At 69.3% G+C, this 11,772-nt stretch carries 8 protein-coding genes; 4 read left to right on the forward strand and 4 right to left on the reverse strand.

The window, feature by feature from the left end; translation table 11 throughout:
* Nucleotides 1-22 precede the first annotated feature (22 nt).
* On the forward strand, nt 23-1,228 hold the full coding sequence (locus ACLD0U_RS06340; protein WP_410340113.1) for a thiolase family protein: 1,206 nt from the start codon (nt 23-25) through the stop codon (nt 1,226-1,228).
* A gap of 29 nt (nt 1,229-1,257) precedes the next feature.
* Complete coding sequence (locus tag ACLD0U_RS06345; RefSeq protein WP_410340274.1) at nt 1,258-3,363, forward strand: 3-hydroxyacyl-CoA dehydrogenase NAD-binding domain-containing protein; 2,106 nt, start codon at nt 1,258-1,260, stop codon at nt 3,361-3,363.
* 75 nt (nt 3,364-3,438) lie between these two features.
* Here the strand turns inward: ACLD0U_RS06345 and ACLD0U_RS06350 are convergent, their stop codons facing one another.
* From ACLD0U_RS06350 to ACLD0U_RS06360, 3 genes are read right to left on the reverse strand one after another with little or no spacing between them, the layout of a single operon-like run.
* Nucleotides 3,439-5,058, reverse strand: coding sequence for a GMC oxidoreductase (locus ACLD0U_RS06350; protein WP_206820487.1), 1,620 nt, complete (start codon nt 5,056-5,058; stop codon nt 3,439-3,441).
* Nucleotides 5,051-5,971, reverse strand: coding sequence for a diacylglycerol/lipid kinase family protein (locus ACLD0U_RS06355; protein ID WP_224817873.1), 921 nt, complete (start codon nt 5,969-5,971; stop codon nt 5,051-5,053). The genes ACLD0U_RS06350 and ACLD0U_RS06355 overlap by 8 nt, the downstream gene beginning before the upstream one ends.
* On the reverse strand, nt 5,968-7,608 hold the full coding sequence (locus ACLD0U_RS06360) for an FAD-binding oxidoreductase (RefSeq protein WP_410340114.1): 1,641 nt from the start codon (nt 7,606-7,608) through the stop codon (nt 5,968-5,970). The genes ACLD0U_RS06355 and ACLD0U_RS06360 overlap by 4 nt, the downstream gene beginning before the upstream one ends.
* Before the next feature lie 20 nt (nt 7,609-7,628).
* On the opposite strand from ACLD0U_RS06360, the gene ACLD0U_RS06365 reads away from it, so the two are divergent.
* Nucleotides 7,629-8,237 (forward strand): TetR/AcrR family transcriptional regulator, encoded by a 609-nt coding sequence (locus ACLD0U_RS06365; RefSeq protein WP_206549818.1) that lies wholly within the window; start codon nt 7,629-7,631, stop codon nt 8,235-8,237.
* Nucleotides 8,234-9,700 (forward strand): glycerol-3-phosphate dehydrogenase/oxidase, encoded by a 1,467-nt coding sequence (locus ACLD0U_RS06370; protein WP_179410749.1) that lies wholly within the window; start codon nt 8,234-8,236, stop codon nt 9,698-9,700. The genes ACLD0U_RS06365 and ACLD0U_RS06370 overlap by 4 nt, the downstream gene beginning before the upstream one ends.
* A 13-nt stretch (nt 9,701-9,713) precedes the next feature.
* On the opposite strand, the gene dxs is transcribed toward ACLD0U_RS06370, so the two are convergent.
* On the reverse strand, nt 9,714-11,657 hold the full coding sequence (gene dxs, locus ACLD0U_RS06375; protein ID WP_179410748.1) for a 1-deoxy-D-xylulose-5-phosphate synthase: 1,944 nt from the start codon (nt 11,655-11,657) through the stop codon (nt 9,714-9,716).
* Between the last annotated feature and the right edge of the window lie 115 nt (nt 11,658-11,772).

Raw genomic sequence — 11,772 nt, forward strand, 5'->3', positions numbered from 1 at the left:
ATCCCCAACCTTTGGAGGCAGAGTGGCCGAGATCTCGGACGTCTACTTCGTCGATGGAGTGCGCACACCCTTCGGGCGCGCCGGCGAAAAGGGCATGTACTGGAACACCCGCGCAGATGACCTCGCCGTGAAGGCGACCATCGGCCTGATGGAGCGCAACGCCGGGGTACCGGCCGAGCGCATCGACGATGTGGCAATCGCCGCGACGTCGCAGACCGGGGATCAGGGCCTCACCCTGGGCCGGTCGGTCGCCATCCTCGCCGGCCTTCCGCAGACCGTTCCCGGCCTCGCCGTCGAACGCATGTGCGCGGGTGCCATGACGAGCGTGACGACCATGGCCGCATCGATCGGCATCGGCATGTACGACTTCGCGCTCGCCGGTGGTGTCGAGCACATGGGACACCACCCGATCGGCGGCAACGCCGACCCGAACCCGCGTTTCGTCGCCGAGAAGATGGTCGACCCGGGCGCACTGAACATGGGTGTCACGGCCGAGCGCCTGTTCGACCGCTTCCCGCACCTCACCAAGGAGCGCTCCGATCGTTTCGGCATGCTCAGCCAGCACAAGGTGCAGGCTGCGTACGACGCCGGCAAGATCCAGCCCGATCTCGTCTCTGTGGCAATCAAGGGCGCCGACGGAGCCTGGGGTCTGGCGACCGAGGACGAGGGGCGTCGCCCGGGCACGACCATGGACGACCTGGCCGCGCTGAAGACCCCGTTCCGGCCGCACGGTCGTGTCACCGCCGGCACGTCGTCCCCTCTGACCGACGGCGCGACAATGTCGCTTCTCGCCGGTGGCGGTGCGGTGAAGGAGCTCGGCCTGGCGCCGAAGATGCGGATGGTCTCGTTCGCCTTCGCCGGTGTGCAGCCCGAGATCATGGGCATCGGTCCGATCCCCTCGACCGAGAAGGCGCTCAAGAAGGCCGGTCTCACGATCGATGACATCGGTCTGTTCGAGCTGAACGAAGCCTTCGCCGTGCAGGTGATCTCGCTGCTCGATCACTTCGGCATCGCCGATGACGACCCGCGGGTCAACCAGTGGGGCGGCGCGATCGCGCTGGGGCACCCGCTGGCAGCATCCGGAGTGCGTCTGATGATCCAGCTCGCGGCGCAGTTCGCCGAGCGCCCCGACGTGCACTACGGCCTCACCGCGATGTGTGTCGGTCTCGGCCAGGGCGGTTCGGTCATCTGGGAGAACCCGTACTACGACGGAAAGAAGAAGAAGTGAGCTACGACGACATCGACTTCTCGCCGATCATGGCCCTCACCGAGGGTGAGGTGATCACGCACTCCCCCGTGCGCGACATCCGCCTTCCCTCGGGCAAGGTGCTCGCGCTGATCACGCTCGACAATGGGCGCGACCACACCCGTCCGAACACGCTGGGTCCGGCGACGCTCACGGAGCTCGGCGAGACGCTCGACGCCCTCAAGGCGCGCGCCGCGTCTGGCGAGATCCAGGCCGTCGGCATCACCGGCAAACAGTACATCCTCGCCGCCGGCGCCGACCTGTCCGACATCAGCCGGGTCGGCTCGAAGGACAACGCTCGCCTGATCGCACAGCTGGGCCACAAGGTGATCGGGTCGCTGTCCGATCTCGGTGTGCCGTCCTTCGCATTCGTCAACGGACTGGCGCTGGGCGGCGGCATGGAGATCGCCCTGAACTCCACCTACCGCACCGTCGATGCTTCGGCGGCCGCCTTGGCTCTGCCCGAGGTCTTCCTCGGCATCATCCCCGGCTGGGGCGGCGCCTACCTGGTGCCGAACCTGATCGGTATCGAGAACGCCCTCGAGGTCGTCATCTCGAACCCGCTCAAGCAGAACCGCATGCTCAAGCCGCAGCAGGCGTTCGAGCTGGGGCTCATGGACGCCATCTTCCCGGCGGCGAACTTCCTCGAGAACTCGCTGGCCTGGGCCGACGCTGTGCTGGGCGGCAAGAAGGTCGAGCGCAAGAACGCCCCCGGCAAGATCGAGCGCACCGTGAAGTGGCCCGTCGCCATCAAGATGGCGCGCACCATGCTCGAGTCGAAGATCGGCACCGTGCCGCGCTCGCCCTATGTCGCGCTCGACCTGCTCGACAAGGCCCGCAGCGGCACGAAGGCCGAGGGCTTCGCCCGTGAGGACGAGGCTCTGGCCGAGCTCGTGACCGGCGACCAGTTCGCCGCGTCGATGTACGCGTTCGATCTGGTGCAGAAGCGCGCCAAGCGTCCGGTCGGCGCACCCGACAAGACGCTGGCGAAGAAGGTCACCAAGGTCGGCATCATCGGTGCGGGCCTCATGGCCAGCCAGTTCGCCCTGCTGTTCGTGCGCCGCCTGCAGGTGCCGGTGCTCATCACCGATCTGGATCAGGCCCGCGTCGACAAGGGCGTGGCATACATCCACGATGAAATCGGCAAGCTCGAGGCCAAGGGCCGCGTCGACGCCGACACCGCGAACAAGCTGCGTTCGCTGGTGACGGGAACCACCGACAAGAGCCTGTACGCGGACTGCGACTTCGTCATCGAGGCCGTGTTCGAAGAGGTCGGCGTCAAGCAGCAGGTGTTCGGTGAGATCGAGAAGATCGTCGCCGAGGACGCCATCCTCGCCACCAACACGTCGTCGCTGTCGGTCGAAGAGATCGGTGCGAAGCTCGCCAATCCCGAGCGCCTGGTCGGCTTCCACTTCTTCAACCCGGTCGCGGTGATGCCGCTGATCGAGGTCGTGAAGACGCCGCACACCAGCGAAGCGGCGCTGTCGACCGCGTTCGTGGTCGCGAAGGGCCTCGGCAAGAACGCCGTTCTCACCGCAGACGCCCCTGGGTTCGTGGTGAACCGCCTGCTGGCAAAGGTCATGGGCGAGGCAGCACGTGCCGTGTACGAGGGCACGCCGATCGCCGAGGTCGAGAAGGCCTTCGGCCCGCTCGGCCTCCCGATGGGCCCGTTCCAGCTGATCGATCTGGTCGGCTGGAAGGTCGCCGCGCACGTGCAGGACACCATGGTGCGCGCCTTCCCCGAGCGTTTCTACGCCAACGAGAACTTCCATGCTCTGGCCGAGCTGGACGCGATCGTCGAGAAGGACAAGGGCGGACGCGTCACCGGCTGGACCAAGGCCGCCGAGAAGGTGCTCAAGGGCGCCGTCGGCTCGTCGCCGGCGGATGCCGGCACCATCCTGACGCGTGTGCAGGACGGCCTGGCGCAGGAGATCCGCATCATGCTGGACGAGGGCGTCGTGCCCGAGGTCGAGGACATCGACCTGTGCCTGATCCTGGGCGCGGGTTGGCCGTTCATCGACGGCGGCGCTTCGCCGTACCTTGACCGCGAGGGTGCGTCCGAGCGCGTGTTCGGCGGAACGTTCCACACGCCGCCGATCCGCGGCATCGAGGCCTGACCGTCTGAACCGCACGAAGCCCCGTCGACTTTTGCAGTCGGCGGGGCTTCGTCGTTCCGGCGAGGATTCCCGGACTCAGCGCTGCGCAGGCCTGGTGTCGCGGTCACCGCGCTCAGGCCAGTGCGCGAGGGCTCGTTCGGCGAGGGCCGTGATCGTCAGCGACGGGTTGACACCCGGGTTGGCGGGCACAGCGGACCCGTCGACGATGTGCAGCCCAGGGTATCCCCAGACCCGGTGGTAGGCGTCGATGACGCCCTGCTCCGGGCTGTCGGAGATCACAGCGCCGCCGAGGAAGTGCGCGGTCAGCGGGATGCCGAAGACTTCGGGCCACGACCCCCGTGCCTCGGAGCGCACGCCGGTCTCGGCCTGCATCCGCCGGGCGATCGCCTCGACGGCGGCATGCGCCTGCGGCAGGTGTGTGGGGTTCGGCTCGCCGTGTCCCTGTGCGCTGGTCAGCACCCGACGGCCGAAGCGTCGCCTGAGCGACAGGGTGAGTGAGTTGTCGGCGGTCTGCATGACCAGCGCGATGATCCCCCGCTCGCTCCAGCGGTGCAGCGAGGCCAGCCGCAGTTGCCGGATCGGATGCCGCAGCACGCGGCCCACGACGGCGCCGAAGCGTCGCAGCAGGCCCCGGTCCCCCGGCACCAGAACGGTCGCCAACGCGCCCATCAGGTTCGATCCCGGCCCGTAGCGCACGTTCTCGACGTGGGTGCGCTCATCGACGTGGAACGAGGTGGTTATCGCGACCCCGTCGGCGAGGCCGGCACTCTCGGGCACGCGTGCCGCGACGGCACCGTCGAGCGCTTCCGAGTTGGTACGGGTGAGGTGCCCGAGAGCCCCGGAGAGGGCGGGCAGTGCATCGGATGCCCGCATCCGGTGCAGGAGTTGCTGCGTGCCCCACGTGCCCGCGGCGAACACCACCTGCTCGGCGTGCAGGGTTCGCCTGTCACGCCGGAACCAGGCACCGCTGCGCTGGGTGGTGACGACAAAGCCGCCCGACGGGTGCTCGCGCACGTCCGTCACGGTGCGCATCGGCTCGATGATCGCGCCCTGGCGCTCTGCGAGGGCCAGGTAGTTCTTCATCAGGGTGTTCTTGGCCCCGACGCGACACCCCACCATGCAGTTGCCGCACAGCGTGCACCCGGTGCGGGCGGGTCCGGCACCGTCGAAATAGGGATCGGGCACGGTGACGCCCGGCATGCCGAGGAAGACGCCGACGGGTGCCTTGCGGAAGCTGTCCTCGACGCCGAGGTCCGCGGCGGCGCCGCGCATGATGCGTTCGACGGGACCGGTGTGCGGGTAGTGCTCGACCACACCCAGCATCCGTTTCGCGGTCGCGTAGTGGGGCGACAGCTCGTCCTGCCAGCGCACGTCGGCAGGCCACTGCGGGTCGGCGAAGAACGCCGCCCCGGGCTCGTAGAGCGTGTTGGCGTAGTTGAGCGACCCGCCGCCGACGCCCGCGCCGGCGAGGATCATCACGTGCGGCAGCCGATGGATGCGCTGCACACCGTGGCATCCGATCCCCGGTGCCCACAGGTAACGGCGCACGTCCCACGAGGTCTTCGCGAAATCGTCGTCCTCGAACCGGCGGCCGGCCTCGATGACCCGCACCCGGTAGCCCTTCTCGCTCAGTCGCAATGCCGCGACCGATCCGCCAAAGCCCGAGCCGATCACGGCGACGTCCACATCAGGCATCCGACTCCCCCTCACTCAACGGCACGAGCATACGCAGCGCCGCGGGCCGCACGGTGATGCGGCACTCCCCCGCGCCGACGCGCTCGCCGTCGGCGTAGACCACCAGACCCGGCGCCGACACGCTCACCTGCTGGGCGCGCCGGTGGATCACCTCCGGGCGGGTGAGGTGACGGCCCTGCAGCAGCAGCGGGAACAGTCTGAGTAGACGCAGTCGCGTCAGCGGAACCACATGCACGACGTCCAGAGCGCCATCGTCCGGAGCGGCACCGGCGCACACCGGCATCCCCCCGCCGTAGCTAGCGGTGTTGCCGACCGCGATCAGAGTGCCGGGCGCAGCCGTCTGAGGTCCGCCATCGACCTCGACGCGGAAGTCCATCGGCTGCAGCCTGATCAGTTCGATCAGCAGCGCCAGGTAGTAGCGCAGAGCGCCTCGCGGCCAGCGCAGCCGGTTGGTGCGGTCGCTGACCTTGGCATCGAAGCCGAGGGCGGCGACAGAGAGGAACGGTGTCGTCCTGCCCTCGCTGTGCACCTCGCCGACGTCGATCAGGCGCGTGCGACCGCGCACCGCCACGCTCACGGCGGCCGTCGCGTCGCCGCGTGGCAGCCCCAGCGCGCGGGCGAGATCGTTGCCGGTCCCCGCGGGCACCAGAGCGATCGGCACCTCGGCGGCGGCGAGCACATCGATGATGCCCGAGAGCGTGCCATCCCCGCCGACGACCACGAGGGCATCCGGCTTCTCTGCGACGGCCTCCTCAGCCAGGCGCCGGGTCTCGGCCGGTGAACCACCGGAGTAGACCTGCACCTGCGCACCGTCGGCGCGCAGCGCCGCGATCGCCTCGTCGGCTGCCCGACGACCCCGCCCCTTGCCGGATTGCGGGTTGGCGACGACCGCGACCCGGCGCACCGGGATCACGTCGCCGACCCGAGCGGTGCGATCACGGCACCGGGGTTGAGAATGCCGTGCGGGTCGAGCTCACGTTTGATGGCGGACAGGATGCGGATGCCGGTCTCGCCGATCTCCTCGGCCAGCCAGGGGGCGTGATCGCGGCCAACGGCATGGTGGTGGCTGATGGTCCCGCCGGCCGAGATGATCGCGTCGTTGACCTTCGCCTTGATGCCGTCCCAGACCGCGAGCTGGTCGCCGCGCACCCCGGCCAGCACGGTGAAGTACAGCGACGCGCCCGTCGGGTAGATGTGCGAGATGTGGCACATGACGTAGCTCTTGGCACCGGCATCCGAGAATCCCTGCCGCAGGGCGTCCTCGACAGCCTGACGCAGGCCGGCCAGGTTCGACCAGGTCGTCGCGGTCTCGAGCGTCTCGCAGAACACGCCGGCATCGAGCAGCGAGTCACGCAGGTACGGGCCGTCGAAGCGCGTCTGCAGCCAGTCCTCGGCCGCGCCCTCTCCAGAGGAGGTTCCGCCGGCGGCGCGCATCAGCTCGCTCGCCCGCGCACGCCGGGCAGCGATGTCGTCGCCCTCGTACACGGTCACGGCGCTCGCACCCTTGGCCAAGGCGCGGCCGATCTTGCCGACCTGGGCAAGGCTGACGGCGGTCTCGGCCTCATCCGACAGCCGGATCACCGTCGGGCCGCCCCCGCCCTGGGCCACACGCCGCAGGGCATCGGCCCCGGACGCGAAGTCGGGGAAGGTCCACGATTCGAACACGCGGTCGCGCGGGATCGGATGCACACGCACGCGCACCTCGGTGATGACCCCGAAGATCCCCTCCGAGCCGAGGAAGACCCGGATGAGGTCGGGGCCGGCCGCCGAGCCCGGCGAACGCCCCAGCTCGATGTCGCCGGTCGGGGTGGCGACGCGAAGCCCGGTGACCATGGTGTCGAAGCGGCCGTTGCCGGCGGAGTTCTGGCCCGACGACCGGGCCGCCGCGAATCCGCCGATCGTCGCGTACCGGAAGCTCTGCGGGAAGTGCCCGAGTTCGTACCCCACGGCGGCCAGCAGTTCTTCGGCGACGGGTCCGGTGGTTCCGGATGCGAGCACCGCTTCGCCGCTGAACTCGTCGAACCGCAGCAGCCCGCTCAGTCGGTGCAGGTCGAGGCTGATGACGGAGCGCTGCGCTCCGCGCTCGGGGTCGAGGGCGCCGACGACGCTCGTACCGCCGCCGTACGGAATGACGGCGATGCCGCGCTCGACGGCGACAGCCAGCACAGCGCTGACCTCGGCATGATCCGCGGGTTGCACGACAGCATCCGGGGCATTCTGATCGTGCGCGCGGCGGCGCAGCAGGTCCGGCGTCGAGCGTCCGCCCGCGTGCCGGATGCGCGCCTCGGCGCTCGTGTCGACGTGCTCGGCGCCCACGACATCGCGTAGCGCTGCAAGGTCATCGTGCTCTAGCGCGGATGCGGGTAGCCGAACCTCGGCCAGGGTCGCGGCGGGCTCGGGCCGGTGAATGCGCCCCAACAGAAGAGGGATCAGGCTGCGCACCGCGAAAGAGAGGTCTTTCGCCTTGGCGGGATCGCCCCAGCCGTTCCAGCGCATCAGAGGTGCGGCGCTCGGAGCGGGTCCGGTCTCCCTGGGCTTCACATCGTCCATGCGTTACAGTGTGACAGATCATGGAAGAACGTCAACCAACGGGCGGATCCGCCGCGCTTTCGTCACCGGAATGGGATGCGACGCAGACGCGCATCCTCGATGCCGCGGATGCCCTCCTGCAGCGCCGCGGTGTGCACGGCCTGACCGTCGCCGAACTCAGCCGGCGCGCCGGTCTCAGCAGGCCGACGATCTACCGCAACTGGGACGACGCCGACGACGTGGTGCGCTCGGCACTGCTGCGACGCGTGATCGGCATCCTCGACGATCTTCCCCATCCCGTGCGCTCGCGCGCCGAACTCGTCGACAGCGTCCTGACGTTCATCAGTCGGTTCCGCGCCGACGCGGTGTACGCGCGACTGCTCGCCGACGAACCCGAATCGTTCACGCGCTACACGCTGCAGCGCGTCGGCCAGAGTCAACGCAGGATCCTGCGGTGGCTGGCCACAGCCATCGGCGGCGCACAGCACGGCGACGACGTACGCGGCGACTCCCCCGATGACATGGCTGTGATGCTGCTGCTGATCGCCCAATCCGCCGTGCTCTCGCACGGCACCGTCGCCGAGCTCATCGACGAGGCGGCCTGGCAGCACGAGCTGCGCGCGGCGTTGGACGGATACCTGCGCCCATGACATCAGCCGCCGCCCACACCGCCGAGCTGAACGCCGCGCGACGCCGCCGCGAACTGACCGAGGTCGCCGAGACGACCGTCGACGTCGTCGTCGTGGGCGGCGGGATCACTGGCGCCGGCGTCGCCCTCGACGCGGCCTCGCGCGGTCTGAGCGTCGCCCTGATCGAAGCGCACGATCTCGCTTTCGGCACCAGTCGCTTCAGCTCCAAGCTCGTGCACGGCGGCCTGCGCTATCTCGCCACGGGCGACCTGGCCACGGCCAAGGAGAGCGCCCTGGAGCGCCATCTGCTGATGACTCACATCGCGCCGCACCTGATCCGGCCCCTCGGTCAGCTACTGCCGTTCAGCACCGACATCACCGCCAGGCAGCGGGCGGCAGGCGCGTTCGGCATGGGCATCGGTGATCTGTTGCGAATGCGCGCCCGCACACCCCGCTCGGTGCTGCCCCGTCCGCGTCTGGTGTCGACTCACACCGCACGCCGCCTCGTCCCCGCATTGGAGGATCACGGCCTGCGCGGCGGCATGCTCTCGTTCGACGGGCAACTCGTCGACGATGCCCGACTGGTCACGACCGTTGCACGGACAGCGGCCGCCCATGGCGCCCGGGTGCTCACGCGCGTGCGCGCGTTGCAGCTGCGGCGCGACGGCATCACCGCCGAAGACGCCCTCACCGCCGAACGGTTCGAGATTCGTGCGCGCAGCGTGATCAACGCCACAGGCGTCTGGGCGGGGACGCTCGACGACACACTGACCGTGCGCCCGAGCCGCGGCACCCACATCGTGCTCGATGCGGCCGACCTCGGCGGCCCGACTGCCGCACTCACCGTTCCGCACGAAGGCTCCATCAGCCGGTACGTCTTCGCCCTCCCCCAGCAGCACGGCCGCGTGATCGTCGGGCTGACCGATGAGGACGCCCCCGGGCCAATCCCTCTGGTGGCGGAACCGGCCGAGCATGAGATCGACTTTCTGCTCCGCACACTCAACCGCGTGCTGGCCACCCCGATCGGACGCGACAGTGTGCGCGGCGCATTCTCGGGACTGCGCCCGTTGATCGACAGCGGCTCGGGCGCCACCGCCGATGTCTCACGGCGTCATCTTGTGACAGACACCCCCTCGGGTGCCATCGCTGTACTCGGCGGAAAGCTGACGACCTACCGCCGCATGGCACAGGATGCCGTCGACCACGCCGTGCGCACGCGCCTGGGCGGGGATATCCGCCCCTCATGCACCTCAACGCTGCGCCTGGTGGACGGCCCGCCCGCGGCATCCGATCGTCCGTTCGGCGACGCCCTCGACGTGAGCGTCGAGGACGTCGTGTTCGCGGTGCGCGCGGAGGGCGCGCTCAGCGCGGACGACGTGCTCGATCGGCGCACCCGGATCGGTCTGGTCGACGACGACCGTCGCCGCTGCCTGCCCGAGGTCGAGCGGATCGTCTCGGAGACACTCGCCGAACTCGACGCCTGACGGCGCGGTTCCCTCAGCGACGATCGCTCAGCGGAACGTCGATCGCGTCGGTGTGCTCGGCGGCCTTCGCCACGGGAAGACGCGTGCCACCGATCTGCGCGATGACGTCCGCCGTGATCTTCTCGGCCGTCAGACCGGCATCGGCGAGGATCTCGTCACGCGTCGCGTGGTCGATGAACTCATCGGGGAGCCCCAGCTCATCCACGGCCGTGTCGACGCCGGACTCGCGCAGCACCTGCCGCACGCGTGTGCCAATACCCCCAGCGCGGATGCCGTCTTCGAGCGTGATCACCAGACGGTGCCGCGCCGAGAGGTCGATCACCGACTGCTGCACCGGGATCACCCACCGCGGGTCGATGACCGTGACGCCGATTCCGTGCGTCTCGAGGCTCTGCGCGGCTTTCAGCCCCAGCTCGGCGAACGCACCGGTGGCGACGATGAGCACGTCCTCGGTGTTGCCGCGGAAGAGCACATCGGTGCCGTCCGCGCGGCGCTCCACCGCGACGATCTGATGCGGCGTGTCACCCTTGGGATAGCGGATGACCGTGGGCGCATCGTCGACGGCGACAGCCTCGTCGAGCGCTTCGCGCAGACGCTCACCGTCGCGCGGTGCGGCGATGCGGATGCCGGGGACCATCTGCAGCATGGCGAGATCCCAGACGCCGTGGTGGCTGGGGCCGTCCGGCCCCGTCACTCCGGCCCGGTCGAGCACGAACGTGACGCCCGCGCGGTGCAGGGCGACATCCATCAGCACCTGGTCGAACGCCCGGTTCATGAATGTGGCATAGATGGCGACCACGGGGTGCAGACCACCGAAGGCCAGCCCGGCGGCCGAGGCGACCGCGTGCTGTTCGGCGATACCGACGTCGTACACCCGGTCGGGGAAGCGCTCGGCAAAGCGCGCCAGTCCCGTCGGTCGCAGCATCGCCGCGGTCATCGCGATCACCTTGTCGTCGCGTGCACCCGCGTCGACCAGCGCATCGGCGAACACCGACGTCCAGGACGTCCCCGATGACGACGACAGCGATCCGCCCGTCTTCGGGTCAATCCGCCCGACCGCGTGGAACTGGTCGGCGTCGTCGTCACGGGCCGGCTGGTAGCCGCGCCCCTTCTCGGTGATGGCGTGCACGATCACCGGTGCGCCGAAGTCCTTGGCCAGCTGCAGCGTCTCCAGCAGTGCGGGGATGTCGTGCCCATTCACGGGGCCCAGGTACTTGATGTCGAGGTTCGAGTAGAGCGCGGCATTGTTGGTGAACCGCGAGAGGAAACCATGGGTGCCACCGCGCACACCGCGGAACATCGCACGCCCGAAGGGCCCGAACGCCCGGAACAACCGGTCGGAGCGCTTGTGCAGATCACGGTACGTGCTGGCGGTGCGCACGCGGTTCAGGTACCGCGACATGCCGCCGATGGTGGGCGCATACGAGCGCCCGTTGTCATTGACGACGATCACGAGGTTGCGATCGTTGTCGTCGCTGATGTTGTTCAGCGCCTCCCACGTCATGCCACCGGTGAGAGCTCCGTCGCCGACGACGGCCACGACGTGCCGATCAGCGCGGCCCGTCGCGGTGAGGGCGCGCGAAATACCGTCGGCCCAGCTGAGCGAGCTGGAGGCGTGCGAGGACTCGACGACGTCGTGGGCGCTCTCGGAGCGCTGCGGGTAGCCGGCCAGGCCGCCGCGCGAGCGCAGCTGCGAGAAGTCCTGCCGCCCGGTGAGCAGCTTGTGCACGTACGACTGGTGCCCGGTGTCGAAGATGAACGGGTCATCGGGCGACGAGAACACGCGGTGCAGCGCGATCGTCAGTTCGACGACGCCGAGGTTCGGTCCCAGATGACCGCCCGTTCGGGCGACGTTCTCGACCAGGAATGCACGGATCTCGTCAGCGAGCTCGGCAAGTTCTTCGGTGGAGAGACCGTCGAGGTCCCGAGGACCGGTGATGCCCGGCAGGATCGGCATGTAGGCGCCTCCGCGACTCGATTTCACGCGACACCAGTGGGCGTGCGCATCGCTCCAGTCTATCGCGGGACGACGAAGGGCTCGGATGCCGAAGCATCCGAGCCCTCGTCGTGGA

The sequence above is a fragment of the Microbacterium sp. 2216-1 genome (genome assembly GCF_046507855.1).
Classification (GTDB): Bacteria; Actinomycetota; Actinomycetes; order Actinomycetales; family Microbacteriaceae; genus Microbacterium; species Microbacterium esteraromaticum_C.